Source organism: Streptomyces sp. GL_140 (assembly GCF_057834465.1).
Window position 1 is genome coordinate 1,722,228 of the sequence record NZ_CM174404.1, and the last position, 14,345, is coordinate 1,736,572.

Sequence of the window (14,345 nt, forward strand, 5' to 3'; positions counted from 1 at the left end):
CACAGCGATGGGGGCAACGGTGGCGGACGACGGATTCGACTTCAGGCCCGGGGCGCAGATCCCGCTCCAGGGCGGCAGCGGGCAGACCGCGGCGACCAACGCCCTCTCCTCCGCGGCCTACCGGGACGGCGGAGGCGACACGAAGCTGGACGTCATACTCGGCGCCAACAACGAGTACCACGAGTCCGTCGTCAAACCCGGCAAGATCCCTCTCCTCGCACCCAACCTCGGCGAGGCCTTCTGCCGCGCCGTCGAGGCGCGCACGATCCCGCCCACCCGCAAACCGCTCATCCAGTCCTTCGGCGCCGACCCGCAGACCGTCGTCGAGCACTGCCTGGCCGCCTCCCGCATCCGCAAGGAACGCGACCGCAAGCTCCGCTGGATCATGCTCGTCTGCGGGGTCGTGTTCCTCCCCGGCCTGCTCCTGTGGCTCGGCCTCTTCGCGGGCCGCAAGGCCCTGGCCGCCTCCAAGGCCAAGCGCGCCTCCTGGATGGGCACGGCGCTCCTGGTCGGTGTGGGTATCGTCGTCGCCGTCCTGATGTTCCGGCTGCCGGTGACCGGGGTCCTCGGGCTGTACGTCCGTGCCATGGTCATCGCCCCGGTCCTCGGCTGGTTCTTCGCCCGCCGGCTCTGCGAGGCCACCGCCGAGGACATGCGCTCCCGCTGGGACGGCCTCCTGGCCGGCGGTGGCGGGGTCGCGGCCAAGATCCCCGAAGCCGTCCCCGGCAACCCCGACGAGAAGGCCCGCGAGGACCTGCGCCACTCCCTGGCCAAGCTCACCGCCGAGGACCGCAGCAACTCCGTCTTCTACGCCGGCCCCAAGGGCATCCTCGGCATGGGCACCCGCTGGGGCAGCTGGCAGATGGCCGAGGAGCTGGCCCCCAAGACCGAGGGCGCCGAGATCCACCCGTTCCGCAGCTGGGACGTCATACGCGCGATCGACACCCAGCTGCGCAAGCTGGAGCGCGGCCCCCTGCACACCGGAGGCCTGCCGCCCGCCTCGATCATGCACTGGATCGTCGCTCCGGTCGGTGAGGGTGCCAAGGAGGTCACCCGCCCCACCGGCGCGGACGTGGACACCTTCCTGATCAAGCCGCACGAGATCACCCGGATCTGCAACGAGCAGCAGTTCAGCGGTGGCAACCGGCACTACCTCGGCATCCAGTACCCGCTCTGGGACGGCCAGCTCGTCATCACCATGCTGGTGACGGTCACCGTGCTCTACAAGACCCTGCGCGTGGAGGTCACGGGCCACGCGCTCGGCCCGTTGAACGGCCTGTTCACCACGAAGTCCAAGCCCCCCGTGGTCGAGGTCCCCAAGTCCATACGGTTCTGGGAGATGGTGGAGCGCCCGCTGCCCCTGGTCGACACGAGCGAGGTCGTGCGCCTCGCCGTGCGCGCCCCCTTCACCTGGTACCCGCCGCTCCTGGAGTTCCTGGGCGGCAAGCTCGTGCTGCCCGAGCCCTTCGGAGTCCGCCACGTCTGGGCCGACCAGCCGTGGCGCCACCGCTTCATGGCGGACGACGCGATGCGCGCCGCGACCCCCGTCCTGAGGGCGGTGCACGCCGCCGCGATGCGGGTCCTGGAGGAGAACGGCGTGGACACCGAGCGCTTCACCAACCGCTCGTCGATCGTCAGCGGCCTGATCCAGGACGCGGCGCCGCGCAAGGCGGACGTCTACGACGCGTAGGCCGTCTCTTGACGACAGGCCCTGGGGCGCGGCACCGGCAAAAGCCGGGTGCCGCGCCCTGCGGCTAGTCGACCGGCCAGGCGTCCGCGAGCATCTGGCGGGTGTCCGCGAGGAGTTGGGGCAGCACCTTGGTGTGGCCCACGACCGGCATGAAGTTCGTGTCCCCGCCCCAGCGGGGCACGATGTGCTGGTGCAGGTGCGCGGCGATCCCGGCGCCCGCGGCCTGGCCCTGGTTCATGCCGATGTTGAACCCGTGCGCCCCGGAGGCCTTGCGCAGCGCGACCATCGCCCGCTTCGTGAGGTCCGCGAGTTCGAGGGTCTCGGCGGCGTCCAGGTCCGTGTAGTCGGCGACGTGCCGGTAGGGCACGACCATGAGGTGGCCGCCGTTGTACGGGTACAGGTTCAGCACGGCGTAGACGTGCTTGCCGCGCGCCACGACCAGGCCGTCCTGATCGGACATGTCCGGAATCCCGCAGAAGGGACAGCCGTCCCCGGCCTCCGGCCCGGTCGGCTTGTTCTCCCCCTGGATGTAGGCCATCCGGTGGGGCGTCCACAGACGCTGGAACGCGTCCTGCGTGCCCACACCGATCTGCTGCTCCGGCTCAATCGTCATGGGATGCAGCATATGACCTTGCCCCCGCACGGCGTGTCGCCGGGGCAAAGCTGAGTGCCGGGGCCGCGATGCTGACCCCATGCACGATGCATCCGAGACCCGTGACGAGGTCTGGGAACGCCGGACCGAACTGCCGCTGTTCTACGCGTCCCTGATCTTCCTCGCCGGCTACGCCGTGGCCGTGCTCGCCTACCGGGCCCACCCGCTGTGGCGGGACATCGGCCTCGTCCTGGTCGCGCTGACCTGGCTCTGCTTCGTCGTGGACTACGCGGTCCGCCTGGTCCTGAGCGGTATGCGGCCCCCGTGCTTCGTCCGCGTGCACTGGCTGGACACGCTGGTCGTGGCGCTGCCGATGCTGCGGCCGCTGCGCATGGTCAAGGTCCACACCGCGCTGCAGGCCAGGAGCGACCGCCCGCGCCTGGGGCTGTACGCGCGCGTGATGGCGTACGCCGGTCTGTCGGCGGGTCTGCTCGGCTTCGCGGGAGCGCTCGGCGTCTACCACTTCGAGCGCAGGGCTCCGGGAGCCACGATCCACACCTTCGGCGACGCGGTCTGGTGGGTGTGCGAGACCCTGACGACCGTCGGCTACGGGGACATGGCCCCGGTGACGCCGGGAGGCCGGATCATCGCGGCGGGCATGATGGCGTGCGGGCTGGCGCTGCTGGGCGCGGTGACGGGCTCGTTCTCGTCCTGGATGCTCCAGGTCTTCCGCCGGGAGGACGAGAGCGGGCCTCCGGGGAACTGATCTCCCCGGAGGCCCGCTCTTCGTGCTTCAAACGCCTCAGACCTGGACGCGGTCCGCGACGACCTTGACCAACTTGGCCAGCGCCTCGTCGCGCGGGACGCCGTTCTCCTGCGAACCGTCGCGGTAGCGGAAGGAGACGGTGCCCGCGGCCATGTCCTCGTCACCGACGATGATCATGAACGGGACCTTGAGCTTCTGCTGGTTGCGGATCTTCTTCTGCATCCGGTCGGACGAGGCGTCCACCTCGACCCGCAGGCCCTTCTTCTTCGCCTCGGCGGCGAACTCCTGCAGGTACTCGATGTGCGAGTCGCCGATCGGGATGCCGACCGCCTGGACCGGGGCGAGCCACGGCGGCATGACACCCGCGTAGTGCTCCAGCAGCACGGCGAAGAACCGCTCGATGGAACCGAACAGCGCGCGGTGGATCATGACCGGGCGCTGCTTGGTGCCGTCGGGGCCGGTGTACTCCAGGTTGAAGCGCTCCGGCAGGTTGAAGTCGAGCTGCACGGTCGACATCTGCCAGGTGCGGCCGATCGCGTCGCGGCACTGCACCGAGATCTTCGGGCCGTAGAACGCGGCGCCGCCCGGGTCCGGGACCAGCGGGAGGCCCTGCTTCTCGGCCACCTTCTGGAGGGTCGCGGTCGCTTCCTCCCAGACCTCGTCCGAGCCGACGAACTTCTCCGGGTCCTTGGTCGACAGCTCCAGGTAGAAGTCGGTCAGACCGTAGTCGCGGAGCAGGTTCAGCACGAAGGTCAGCGTGCGGTCGAGCTCCTCCGCCATCTGCTCCTTGGTGCAGTAGATGTGCGCGTCGTCCTGGGTGAAACCGCGCGAGCGGGTCAGGCCGTGGACCACGCCCGACTTCTCGTACCGGTACACGGTGCCGAACTCGAACAGGCGCAGCGGGAGCTCGCGGTAGGAGCGGCCGCGCGCATCGAAGATCAGGTTGTGCATCGGGCAGTTCATGGGCTTGAGGTAGTAGTCGGTACCACCGTCGAGCTGCATGGGGGGGTACATGCCCTCCGCGTACCAGTCCAGGTGACCGCTCTTCTCGAAGAGGGTGCCCTTGGTGGCGTGCGGGGTGTAGACGAACTCGTAGCCCTCTTCCTCGTGCCGCTTGCGCGAGTAGTCCTCCATGGTGCGGCGGATGACGCCACCGCGCGGGTGGAAGACGGCCAGGCCGGAGCCGATCTCGTCCTGCACGGAGAACAGGTCGAGCTCGGTGCCGAGCTTGCGGTGGTCGCGCTTCTCGGCCTCGACGAGGAAGTCGAGGTGGGCCTTCAGCTCCTCCTTCGACGGCCACGCGGTGCCGTAGATGCGCTGGAGCATCGGGTTCTTCTCGCTGCCGCGCCAGTAGGCGGCGGCGTTGCGCATGAGCTTGAACGCGGGGATGTTGCGGGTGGTCGGCAGGTGCGGGCCGCGGCACAGGTCGGACCAGCACACGTCGCCGGTCTTGCCGTCGAGGTTGTCGTAGATGGTCAGCTCGCCGCCGCCCACCTCGACGTCCGCGCCGTCGTCCGAGGTCGCCGCCGAACCCTTGAGGCCGATCAGCTCCAGCTTGTACGGCTCGTTCGCCAGCTCCTCGCGGGCCGCCTCGTCGGTGACCACGCGGCGGGCGAACTTCTGCCCGCGCTTCTGGATCTCCTGCATCTTCTTCTCGATGGCCTTGAGGTCATCGGGGGTGAAGGGCTTCGCGACGTCGAAGTCGTAGTAGAAGCCGTCCCGGACCGGCGGGCCGATGCCCAGCTTGGCCTCGGGGAAGAGCTCCTGCACGGCCTGCGCCATGACGTGCGCGGTCGAGTGGCGCAGGATGTTGAGCCCGTCCTCGGAGGAGATCTCCACCGGCTCGACGGTCTCGCCGTCCCGCACCTCGTAGGAGAGGTCCTTCAGCTCATCGGCGATGCGCACGGCGACGATGGTGCGCTCGCCGGCGAAGAGCTCCGCCGCCGTAGTGCCCGTGGCCACCACGCGCTCGTCCCGCTCGGAATCGCGTTGGATGATCACACGGACGTCTGACACGGTCTCTCCTGACTCAGGGGGGTGCGCGAGCGGATGGCTGCGCGCCTGAATCGTACCGAGCGGAGTGGCTGCGCCGCTAAACGGTTGTTCCGGCCGGGGTCCGCCCACCGAGCGGCGCCGCTCCCGGGGCTCCGCCCCGGACCCCGCGCCTCAAACTCCCCCAGCTACCGCTGGGAGGGGCCCCGGGCGAGGCTGAATTTGCCCGGCAGGGCTGGATTTGCCGCTGCGCGGCGAAATTCAGCCCGTCCGGCGTTTGAGGACCGGGTCCGGGCAGCGCCCGGCTGGGGGTCCCCCCGGACGGAGTCTGGGGGATGGTGGAAGGGCGGGTAGGGGACGAGCCCCGCAGGGACGGGTCAGTCGTCCGACGGGAGGACGTCCCCCGGGTCGAGGGCGTCGTCCCCGTCCAGGGACTTCATGAGGCGGTCGCGCTCGACCTCGTCCAGGGGGACGGGACGGACGTCAGTGGCATCGGTCAGCCGACGGAACCCGCCCCGCCGCTGCAGGCGACCGCTCACCCGGATCGGCAGCCCGACCAGGTGCGCGTGGCCCGCCACCCGGTACGACTCCTCGTCGAGCACCACCCGGATGTACGGGATCTCCGCCCCGGCGAGGACCCGCAGCCGGACCGTGCCCCCGCCCCCGGGGGCCGAGCGCCGCATCCGGACCACCGCGCCCGCCACCCGGACGGGGACGGCCGGCTCGTCCCGCGTGTAGCGGGCGGCCGCGTCCCGGAGCACCGGGAGGTCCCCGGGCGAGAACTCCACCGGCTCCGGCCTGGCCGCGCAGCCCGCCGGGACCCCCGCGGCCGGGGCCCACGCGAGGGCCACCCGGGCCCCCTCGGAGCCGCGGACCAGCGCGATGAGCGCTTCGGCCAGTTCCCGGCTGACCCCGGCTTCGACCGCAGCGTCGAAGGCTTCCATGCCTCCGGTGGCCCGCTGGTAGTCCACGGCTTCGCGGGCCGCGTGCAGGGCGTGGTGGAGCCGGATCACGGTGCCGCGGCCCCCGTCCACGGGGACGTACGCGGTGAGCCGGCGCCCGCCGGGGGCCGGCCCGACCAGCACCCCGTCCAGCGCCCGCTCCGCCTGCCCCCGGTGCCGTGCGCCGTAGTACCCGGCGCGGGCCCGGTCGGCCAGTGCCCCGGCGAGGAGCAGCTGGCGTGCGGCCGAGCGCAGCTGTTCCTGGACGGTCCAGTCGGCCTCGCCCCGGAGCCCGTACGCCCCCTGCGGGATCTCCCGCTCCCAGCGGATCTCGTCGCTCGGCACGCTGAGCCCGTAGAGCACCTCGCGGGCCGAGGGCAGCGCGCTGCGCGAGAGGGCGGTGAGGGCCTCTTCGAGGAGGTCGGCGCAGTCCGGGAAGGCCCGGCTCTCGGGGACGAGGAGGCTGGTGCCCCGGCTGTCGCTCCCGTGGGGGGCCGGCGGGGTCCAGCGCCCGTAGCGTCCGGCCGCGCCGCCGCGGCGCAGCCAGCCGTGCCGGTGCAGCAGGGCGCCGAGCACGAGCGGATCGACCTGGGCGGGATCGGGTGCGGCGGCGCCGAACTGCGGGGACGGGAGCGGGTACGGCTCCAGGTGCGGTGACTGCCAGTTCATCAAGGTGTCCCTCCCGACCCGACCCGGGTCATGATCGCGCAGAGCGCCCGGTCGTCGAAGATCCGCGTGGTCGGGATCCGTACGGTGGTCCGGCGCCGGCCGGTCACGGGGTGTCCGGCGAGATTGGTCCAGTAGCAGCAGTGCCGCAGGTCGAGCCGGTCGTGTCCGGCGCTGAGCCATTGGTCGCGTTCCCGCGGTACGAGCATCACCACGAGGATCTTGTGCACGGCGACCGGGCTGCGGGCGAGCTTCACCAGGTGCTCGTTGTCGAGGGTGAAGCCGAAGGTGGGCCCGACCGGTCTGGGCGGTATCTGGTAGGTCGCCTTCAGCTGGACCTTGATGGTCACCTCGTCGTCGATCACGTGCTCGGGTGATCCGTGGCTGACGTGCCAGTCGATGCCGTTGTCCGGAAAGGGCTGGGAGAGCGAGCAGCCGGCCGCGGCGACGACTGCGTGCAGGTATCCCACCTGGAGGGTTTCCATGCAGGCGGTGGTGGCGAGTGTGCCGCGCAGCGGTCCGCTCCGCGGGTCGGTCCGCGGCTCGATCTGACCAGCGAGCACCCCGCCCGGTTCGGGCTGTGCGAGCGCCATGGCCGGCTCCCCATGCCTTCCGGGCTCTTCTACGAGGGGTTCGGGGTGACGACCGGTCATGTGTGCGGTCCCCCACTGGAGTTGTCTCCGCAGTCGGCGTGGCGCAAACGGCGTACGCGGCAAAGAGCCCGGGTACAACCGATGCGGGGAAGGGTGGCAGGTCCTGTGGCGCGGTGCCCGGATGCGCCCCATCCGTCCACGGGTGACGAGGAGTTCGCCATGACACGCTGGTACGAGGGCCCGCTGGCCGCATTCGACACGGAGACGACCGGGGTGGACGTGGAACAGGACCGGATCGTGTCCGCCGCGCTCATAGTCCAGGAGTGCGCGGGCGGCCGGGTCCGCTCGACGCGCTGGCTGGTCAATCCCGGTGTCCCGGTACCTCCGGGAGCCACGGAAGTGCACGGCCTGACCGACGACCACCTCCAGCGCAACGGGCGCTGGCCCGCGCCGGTGGTGGAGGAGATAGCCCGCGCGCTCGGGGAGCAGCAGTTGGCGGGGCGGCCGGTGGTGGTGATGAACGCGCCGTTCGATCTGACGCTGCTGGACCGGGAGTTGCGTCGGCACCGGGCTTCCTCGCTGGCGCGCTACCTGGACAACCGGCCGCTGACGGTGCTGGATCCACGGGTGCTCGACAAGCACCTGGACCGCTACCGCAAGGGGCGCCGGACGCTGACGGACCTGTGCGCGCACTACGGGATAGAGCTGGAGGCCGCGCACGACGCGGCGGCGGACGCCCTCGCCTCGCTGGAGCTCGTACGGGCGGTGGGCCGGCGGTTCGCGGGGCGGCTGGAGCGGCTGTCCCCGGCGGAGCTGCACACCTTGCAGCAGGTCTGGCACGCGGCGCAGGCGCGGGGGCTGCAGGCCTGGTTCGCCCGGCAGGGGACGCCGGAGCCGGTGGATCCGCACTGGCCGTTGCGGCCGGAGCTGCCGCAGGCGGCGTAGCGGAAGGGTCCGAAGGCGCGGCTCCCGTACGGCAGGGGCCCGTGCGTACCGGGCCCGTACATGCGGAAGGCCGGTCCGTCATAAGACGGACCGGCCTGTCCCGGTGGGCGATACTGGGATCGAACCAGTGACCCCTTCGGTGTGAACGAAGTGCTCTCCCGCTGAGCTAATCGCCCGGGAACGGACTGAACAATACAGAAGGCTCGGGGCTGGTTCAAACCGCTTCGGCTCCGGCTGCCAGATGTGCGGCGAGTCCGCGCCGCCCGGCCCGCATCATCAGGGTGTGGTTGAGCCGGAACACGGGCCGTCCGGGGAGCGAGAGCCACCGCATGAGGGGCCGGTGGACTTCGACCTCCTGCTCGTAGAGGGCGCGCGCTCCGCCGTGCCGCGGACCGACGGTCCAGCGCGCCCAGCCCTCCAGGTCGCCGTGCAGGGCGACCTCCAGGATTCCGCGCGCGGGGTCGCGCAGGAGCTCGTCGGCGCTCACGCGCAGGGTGTACGGGAGGGCCGAGCGGATGAGGGCGGTGCCGCTGCGCTCGTCGCCGGAGGGGAGGGCCTCGCGGATCTGCGGCCACCACAGCGGGTAGGCCTCGGGCCGCTCGAGGGCGGCGTAGACGCGGGCAGGCGGGGCGTCGAGGTCCCACACGCTGCGGAAGCGGTAGTGGGTCCAGCGGTCGCGGCGGCCACGGCTCGGGTCCATGGACCCAGTCTGACGCGGGGCGGGACGCGACACCCCTACTCAGCCGGAATTCGTCCAGGGATGAGTACGCGCACCCATGTGCCCGGGGCGCGGCCGGGGCGACACTCCGCACATGGACAACTCCCTGCCGCCGGCCGAAGAGCTGGTGCTCATCGACCGCGAGCTGATTCAACTCGACGCCCGGCGTCACTACCTGCTGAGCCGTCGGGAGTGGCTGCTGCGCGTTCAGGCCCCCTTGGCCTGGGGGGTGCCCGCTCATCCCGCCGGGCCTAAGCCGGCGCAGGGCGGGCCGGAGGCCTCGGCCCCGAGTGCGCAGAACGTGCTGCTGATCCTGGGCGCGGTGCTGCTGGCCGTGGCCGCGTTGGCGTTCACGCTGGTCAGTTGGGGTTCCCTGGGCATCGCGGGGCGCAGCGCCGTACTCGCCGTGGTGACGGCGGCGGCGCTGGGCGCCCCCGCGGCGCTGCTGCGCCGCGGGCTGCGGTCGACGGCCGAGGCGGTGGGCGCGGTCGGGCTGCTGCTGACGGTGCTCGACGCCTACGCGCTGTACGCGGTCGGGATGCCGGACACCGACGGCACCGCCTACGCGGCGGGGGCGGCCGCGGTGCTGGCGGCGGTGTGGGCCGGGTACGGGCTCGCGCTGCCGGAGCTGCGGATCCCGTTGCCCGCGGCGGTGCTGACGGCGCAGCTGCCGTTGCAGCTGGCCGCGGTGGCGGCGGGCGGCAACGGGATCGCCCTGGGCTGGGCGCTGTTGGCGACGGCGGCACTGGACGCGGCGCTCGCGCTGGTCCGCCCGGGGCGCTGGTCGGTGTGGGGCACGGTCACCGGCTCGGTGACGGGCGGGGCCGCGCTGCTGATGGGGCTGGGCGAGTCGGTGGCGCCGGAGTCGGGTGGCCTGCCGCTGGCAGCGGCGGCGCTGCTGGCGGCGGTGTGCGCGCTCGGTGTGGCGGTGGCCTGGCGTCCGGCGGGGCTCCCGGCCTTCGCCGTGGCGGCCGGTGTCGCGGCGGTGGCGGCGGCGGGCGGGCTGGTGGCCCCGGGGGTGGGGTCCTCCTGGGCCGCGGTGGCCTACCTGGTGGTGGCGCTGCCCCTGCTGGGGGCGGTACGGGCCCCAGTGCTCCCGGCTCCGGTCCGGCGCGGCCTCTCCCTGGCCGGTGCGGGGGTGGCGGCGCTGACGGCGGTGTGGGGCGCGTCGTGGGTGGTGACGGTGGCGGCGGCCCGGCTGCGGGTGCTGGACGAGGTGTGGGCGCCGACGACCCCGCCCCCGGCGGCCGGACACGCGACGGGCCTGGCCCCGGTGGTGGCGCTGCTGCTGACGGCGGCGGCCGCGTGGTGGCTGCTGCGGGTGGTTCCGGAGCGTCTGAAGCCGGCGGCGGCCGCCGCGACGGTGGCGCTGGGCTGGGCGGGGCTGTTCACGGCCCCGGTGGCGGCCGGCCTGCCGGCGGGCCCGGTCCTTGTGGCACAGCTGGCGGTGACCCTGGCGGCGGGAACCCTCGCCCTGCGGACCCCGGCGGTCGCCCCGGGCCTCGGGATCGCGGCGGGGGCCTGTGCGGCGGCGGGGGCCCTGAACGTGTCCCTGGCGGCCCTGGACGGCCGACTGGCCACCTTCGCGGTGCTGGGCCTGCTGGGCGCGGCTTCGGCGGCGGGGGCGGCGTACCGGCCCGGCTCAGCGTGGGCCAGGCGTGCGGCGGCGGCCTTCGCCGTCGGGTACGCGGCCCTGCTGGCGGTGGCGCTGGGCGCGCTGCTGGAGCTCCCGGTGGCGTGGTGGGGTCCGCCGGTGCTGGTGGTTCCCGCGGTGGTGGCGGCGCTCGGGCCGCGGCTGGGCCTCGTGAGGGCTCCGGCGGAGCTCACGGCGGCCGGAGCGGTGCTCCTCGCGGTGCTGCTGGCCGTCGGGGCCGAGTCGGCGGCCACGCCGGTGCTCGCGCTGGTCCTGGGGCTGGCCGGTGCGGTCTGCGCGGGGGCGGCCGTGCGGCCGGAGCGCCGTTCGGCGGGCTGGGCGGCGGGGGCGCTGTTCCTGGCGGCGACCTGGGTGCGGCTGGCGGCTTCGGGGGTGACGGTGCCCGAGGCGTACACGCTGCCGGTGTCGGCGGCGGCGCTGGCGGCGGGGTTCCTGCGGCGCCGCCGGGACCCGCTGGCCGCCTCCTGGACGGCGTACGGGCCGGGCCTGGCGGCGACCCTGCTGCCGAGCACCCTCGCGGTGTGGGCCGACCCGCACTGGCTGCGGCCGCTGCTGCTGGGTGTCGCCGCGCTCGCGGTGACCCTGGCCGGGGCGCGGCGCCGGCTCCGGGCCCCGCTGCTGCTGGGCGGGGCGACGCTGGTGGCGGTGGCCCTGCACGAGCTGACCCCGTACGTGGTGCAGGTCGTGGACGCGCTGCCGCGCTGGCTGCCGCCGGCGCTGGCCGGGGTGCTGCTGCTGGCGGTGGGGGCCACCTACGAGAAGCGGCTGCGGGACGCCCGGCGGCTGCGAGAGGCGATCGGCAGGCTGAGGTGACGCCAGGGGCACCTGTCTCGGGCGGGGGCCGGGGAGTGGCCCGCGCAGGGCCTGCGGAAGGCCCGCAGAGGGCCTGCGGCGGAGGTCCTCCGCGAGGGGAAACGCCAGAGGCCCGGAGACTGTGAAAGTCTCCGGGCCTCTGGTCCGGGTGGGCGATACTGGGTTCGAACCAGTGACCCCTTCGGTGTGAACGAAGTGCTCTCCCACTGAGCTAATCGCCCGGACGCACCGCAAACATTACCGCATGTCAGCGGTGCTCCCGGCCACGGGCCGGAGCGCTCACTGGTCCTTGAGGTTCCAGGGCAGGACGAGCCCGTACTTCCACAGGTAGAAGCCGATCAGCGCGCCCGCGATGACGAGGCCGACGCTGGTCAGGATGATGTTGCGGCGCCGGACCCGGGGGTCGAGGGCCTTCTGCGCCGCCTCGCTGACCTTGCGCTTGGTCCAGCGCAGCACGAGGTGGGCCCAGGCGAACTCGGTGGCCCAGATCGCGAGACCCGCGAAGATCGCGACCCAGCCGGGGCCGGGCAGGACGAGCATGGCGATGCCGGCGCCGATGACGGCGAGGCCGACGACGAAGACTCCGACCTGCCAGCTCAGGTGCAGCCCGCGGCGGGCCTTGATGAAGGCGGGCGCCTTGGAGACGTGCGGCGCTTCCTCCTTGGCCGCGGACTCGGCCCCGGCGGCAGGCTCGGTGGCGGCGGACTCGGTTGCGGACTCGTTGGTCTCGCGGTCACTCCCCGTGTTCATGGGGTCGAATCTACCGGAGCGCGAAGCACACGTGAATGGGCGTTTGGATCCGCCGTTCGAGGGACCCAGAGGTCCGCAAAACGGTCAGAGGGGTTTACAACGGCACCGTAGGTGGCATGTCGATTTCGCCGACGTGCGAATCCCCGAGCGCACACTGAGCGAAAGGCCCTGGCGCTTATGAACACCACGGTCAGCTGCGAGCTGCACCTGCGCCTCGTTGTGTCGAGCGAGTCCTCACTGCCTGTTCCCGCGGGCCTGCGGTATGACACGGCCGATCCCTACGCCGTGCACGCCACCTTCCACACCGGCGCCGAGGAGACGGTCGAATGGGTATTCGCCCGCGACCTCCTCGCCGAGGGCCTTCACCGGCCCACCGGTACCGGCGACGTCCGCGTGTGGCCGTCCCGTAGCCACGGTCAGGGAGTCGTCTGCATCGCCCTGAGCTCACCGGAGGGAGAAGCACTGCTCGAAGCACCCGCCCGAGCACTCGAATCGTTCCTCAAGCGGACGGACGCCGCGGTCCCACCCGGGACCGAACACCGGCACTTCGACCTCGACAAGGAGCTCTCCCACATCCTGGCCGAATCCTGAGCCAGGCCTACAGAGGGAACCCCCTCCCGGCCCAGGCCGGGAGCCGCACGACACCGTCCGACTCGGGGCGACGGTGCGCGGCGGACAACCACATACGGAAGTACCGGCGCTGTTCACACGGGAGCCACCCGCGTGGACGGCGCCGGTGCGCTTGGTAGGGACCCGCTAGAGTCGGCCACCAGCGGCGGCGGCCGACCGTCACCGCAGGCCCGGCCCTTGAGGGAGACCCCTTGCAGATCCCCCACGACACCCGTCGCGCGCTGGACGTCGTCGTCGCGCTGGTGAACACCTCGGCCGAGGCGGACCAGTCCGACACGCTGGCCGACGTGAACGCGCTGCGCGGGTTCGTCCGGGAGTACTCGATCAGCGACGTCGGCGAGCTCGGCGCCCGCGACCTCGCGGGCGTGCGGACGGTGCGCGGAAAGTTCGCCCAGATCTTCGGGGCGGCGAACTCGCGCGTGGCCTCGGTACTGATCAACGAGCTCGTCGCGACGGCCGGCACCACTCCGCAGCTGACCAACCACGACGGCTACGACTGGCACGTGCACTACTTCGCGCCGGGCGCCTCGGTCGGCGACCACCTGGCCGCCGACGGCGGCATGGCGCTGGCATTCATCGTGGTCTCGGGCGAGCAGGAGCGGCTGCGCCGCTGCGAGGCCCCGGACTGCCGACGGGCCTTCGTGGACCTGTCCCGCAACCGCTCCCGGCGCTACTGCGACAGCCGCACCTGCGGGAACCGGCTGCACGTGGCGGCGTACCGGGCCCGGCGCAAGTCGGAGCAGGGGCCTGAGCAGGGAACCGAGCAAGTGCCCGAGCAGGTGCCCGGTTCACAGCAGGAAGAGATCGTGCACGGCGGCGAGCAGCAGCAGACAGCCGATCACGCCTAGGAAGATCATCAAGGGCGGCTGGGAGAGCGCGAAGAGGCAGCCTCGCGGCTCCTCGGCAACGGCGACGGGGGCGGTGGCCGGCGCGGGAACGGCCGGCTCACCCTGCGATGTGTCGAGCATGTCGGGCCGATGATGGCGCAGCCCACCCCGGTCCGCCGCTCAACACGCCAGACACCACGCCGGAGTTCGCCGGATCCCGTCAGATCAGGTGGTTCCCGGCCGGAATCCCCCCGGTGGACCGGGGGATGTCATATGCCGTGCTTCTTGAGGATCGCCTCGATGTCGGAGAAGTCCTCGCCCGGCGCGGAAGCCGCCGGGGTCGCCTGCGGGCGGCCGCCGCCCCCCAGGGAGGGCGCGGACGCGGTCGGAGCCACGGCCTGCGCACCACCGCCCCTGGCGGCCTTCGGCTGCTTCGCGGGCTTCTCCCCCGCGCCGAGCCCACGCCGTTCCACGGCACGGGTGGTCATGAAGAGCAGCCAGGCCAGACCCAGCACCCCGAACCCGATCCACACCGTCGGCTTGAAGACGATCCCGGACGCCCACTGGACCACGCCGGTCATCACCAGGCCGAGGGGCACCAGCGAGTACGCCGCGATCCGGGTGGCCGAGAGGAAGCGCTTGCGGTAGGCGGTCAGCGCGGCGATGCCCAGGCCCGCCGCGGACACCGCGGAACAAATGGTCTCGGCGAGCATGCGGGCCTCCAGGGCGATGCGGTCGGTCGGACCCGGCCGGTGGGCCGGGCCGGGC

General features: G+C 72.6%; 13 protein-coding genes, 2 tRNA genes and 1 pseudogene. 6 read left to right on the forward strand and 10 right to left on the reverse strand.

Annotated elements, in window-relative coordinates:
* The first annotated feature begins 19 nt into the window (after nt 1-19).
* Entirely contained in the window at nt 20-1,690 is a 1,671-nt protein-coding gene (locus AC3IYJ_RS07990) for a hypothetical protein (RefSeq protein WP_489400637.1), read from the forward strand.
* A gap of 64 nt (nt 1,691-1,754) precedes the next feature.
* On the opposite strand, the gene AC3IYJ_RS07995 is transcribed toward AC3IYJ_RS07990, so the two are convergent.
* Nucleotides 1,755-2,315, reverse strand: coding sequence for an HIT family protein (locus AC3IYJ_RS07995; RefSeq protein WP_489400638.1), 561 nt, complete (start codon nt 2,313-2,315; stop codon nt 1,755-1,757).
* 67 nt (nt 2,316-2,382) lie between these two features.
* On the opposite strand from AC3IYJ_RS07995, the gene AC3IYJ_RS08000 reads away from it, so the two are divergent.
* Nucleotides 2,383-3,048 (forward strand): potassium channel family protein, encoded by a 666-nt coding sequence (locus AC3IYJ_RS08000; RefSeq protein WP_489400639.1) that lies wholly within the window; start codon nt 2,383-2,385, stop codon nt 3,046-3,048.
* A gap of 36 nt (nt 3,049-3,084) precedes the next feature.
* Here AC3IYJ_RS08000 and thrS read toward each other — a convergent pair whose 3' ends face one another.
* The 3 genes from thrS to AC3IYJ_RS08015 form a co-directional block, all read right to left on the reverse strand.
* Nucleotides 3,085-5,064 (reverse strand): threonine--tRNA ligase, encoded by a 1,980-nt coding sequence (gene thrS / locus AC3IYJ_RS08005; RefSeq protein ID WP_489400640.1) that lies wholly within the window; start codon nt 5,062-5,064, stop codon nt 3,085-3,087.
* Nucleotides 5,065-5,417: 353 nt separating this feature from the next.
* Nucleotides 5,418-6,650 (reverse strand): hypothetical protein, encoded by a 1,233-nt coding sequence (locus AC3IYJ_RS08010; protein WP_489400641.1) that lies wholly within the window; start codon nt 6,648-6,650, stop codon nt 5,418-5,420.
* On the reverse strand, nt 6,650-7,240 hold the full coding sequence (locus AC3IYJ_RS08015; protein ID WP_489400642.1) for a DUF4365 domain-containing protein: 591 nt from the start codon (nt 7,238-7,240) through the stop codon (nt 6,650-6,652). The genes AC3IYJ_RS08010 and AC3IYJ_RS08015 overlap by 1 nt, the downstream gene beginning before the upstream one ends.
* A gap of 219 nt (nt 7,241-7,459) precedes the next feature.
* Here AC3IYJ_RS08015 and AC3IYJ_RS08020 point away from each other — a divergent pair, with 219 nt between their 5' ends.
* On the forward strand, nt 7,460-8,185 hold the full coding sequence (locus AC3IYJ_RS08020) for a 3'-5' exonuclease (protein WP_489400643.1): 726 nt from the start codon (nt 7,460-7,462) through the stop codon (nt 8,183-8,185).
* A gap of 104 nt (nt 8,186-8,289) precedes the next feature.
* On the opposite strand, the gene AC3IYJ_RS08025 is transcribed toward AC3IYJ_RS08020, so the two are convergent.
* Both AC3IYJ_RS08025 and AC3IYJ_RS08030 read right to left on the reverse strand, forming a co-directional pair.
* Nucleotides 8,290-8,361: transfer RNA gene (locus AC3IYJ_RS08025), tRNA-Val, on the reverse strand.
* 38 nt (nt 8,362-8,399) lie between these two features.
* Nucleotides 8,400-8,885 (reverse strand): SRPBCC family protein, encoded by a 486-nt coding sequence (locus AC3IYJ_RS08030; RefSeq protein ID WP_489400644.1) that lies wholly within the window; start codon nt 8,883-8,885, stop codon nt 8,400-8,402.
* A 112-nt stretch (nt 8,886-8,997) separates the two neighbouring features.
* On the opposite strand from AC3IYJ_RS08030, the gene AC3IYJ_RS08035 reads away from it, so the two are divergent.
* Entirely contained in the window at nt 8,998-11,370 is a 2,373-nt protein-coding gene (locus AC3IYJ_RS08035) for an SCO7613 C-terminal domain-containing membrane protein (protein WP_489400645.1), read from the forward strand.
* 149 nt (nt 11,371-11,519) lie between these two features.
* Here AC3IYJ_RS08035 and AC3IYJ_RS08040 read toward each other — a convergent pair.
* Nucleotides 11,520-11,591: transfer RNA gene (locus AC3IYJ_RS08040), tRNA-Val, on the reverse strand.
* 58 nt (nt 11,592-11,649) lie between these two features.
* Nucleotides 11,650-12,120 (reverse strand): TIGR02611 family protein, encoded by a 471-nt coding sequence (locus AC3IYJ_RS08045; protein ID WP_489400646.1) that lies wholly within the window; start codon nt 12,118-12,120, stop codon nt 11,650-11,652.
* Nucleotides 12,121-12,297: 177 nt separating this feature from the next.
* On the opposite strand from AC3IYJ_RS08045, the gene AC3IYJ_RS08050 reads away from it, so the two are divergent.
* Complete coding sequence (locus tag AC3IYJ_RS08050) at nt 12,298-12,711, forward strand: SsgA family sporulation/cell division regulator (protein WP_030011909.1); 414 nt, start codon at nt 12,298-12,300, stop codon at nt 12,709-12,711.
* A gap of 230 nt (nt 12,712-12,941) precedes the next feature.
* A pseudogene (locus tag AC3IYJ_RS08055) lies at nt 12,942-13,496 on the forward strand (CGNR zinc finger domain-containing protein); the annotation flags it as partial.
* A gap of 42 nt (nt 13,497-13,538) precedes the next feature.
* On the opposite strand, the gene AC3IYJ_RS08060 reads toward AC3IYJ_RS08055, so the two are convergent.
* Nucleotides 13,539-13,718: a hypothetical protein gene (locus tag AC3IYJ_RS08060; protein WP_489400647.1), complete on the reverse strand. Its 180-nt coding sequence runs from the start codon at nt 13,716-13,718 to the stop codon at nt 13,539-13,541.
* Between the two features lie 128 nt (nt 13,719-13,846).
* Entirely contained in the window at nt 13,847-14,290 is a 444-nt protein-coding gene (locus AC3IYJ_RS08065) for a hypothetical protein (protein ID WP_489402733.1), read from the reverse strand.
* Between the last annotated feature and the right edge of the window lie 55 nt (nt 14,291-14,345).

Coding starts and splice junctions, on each gene's coding strand:
- AC3IYJ_RS08015 (WP_489400642.1), bottom strand. CDS start 7,240: ATGGCGCTCGCACAGCCCGAACCGGGCGGGGTGCTCGCTGGTCAGATC.
- AC3IYJ_RS08045 (WP_489400646.1), bottom strand. CDS start 12,120: ATGAACACGGGGAGTGACCGCGAGACCAACGAGTCCGCAACCGAGTCC.
- AC3IYJ_RS08060 (WP_489400647.1), bottom strand. CDS start 13,718: ATGCTCGACACATCGCAGGGTGAGCCGGCCGTTCCCGCGCCGGCCACC.
- AC3IYJ_RS08065 (WP_489402733.1), bottom strand. CDS start 14,290: ATGCTCGCCGAGACCATTTGTTCCGCGGTGTCCGCGGCGGGCCTGGGC.
- AC3IYJ_RS07995 (WP_489400638.1), bottom strand. CDS start 2,315: ATGCTGCATCCCATGACGATTGAGCCGGAGCAGCAGATCGGTGTGGGC.
- AC3IYJ_RS08010 (WP_489400641.1), bottom strand. CDS start 6,650: ATGAACTGGCAGTCACCGCACCTGGAGCCGTACCCGCTCCCGTCCCCG.
- AC3IYJ_RS08030 (WP_489400644.1), bottom strand. CDS start 8,885: ATGGACCCGAGCCGTGGCCGCCGCGACCGCTGGACCCACTACCGCTTC.
- AC3IYJ_RS08050 (WP_030011909.1), top strand. CDS start 12,298: ATGAACACCACGGTCAGCTGCGAGCTGCACCTGCGCCTCGTTGTGTCG.
- AC3IYJ_RS08000 (WP_489400639.1), top strand. CDS start 2,383: ATGCACGATGCATCCGAGACCCGTGACGAGGTCTGGGAACGCCGGACC.
- AC3IYJ_RS08020 (WP_489400643.1), top strand. CDS start 7,460: ATGACACGCTGGTACGAGGGCCCGCTGGCCGCATTCGACACGGAGACG.
- AC3IYJ_RS08035 (WP_489400645.1), top strand. CDS start 8,998: ATGGACAACTCCCTGCCGCCGGCCGAAGAGCTGGTGCTCATCGACCGC.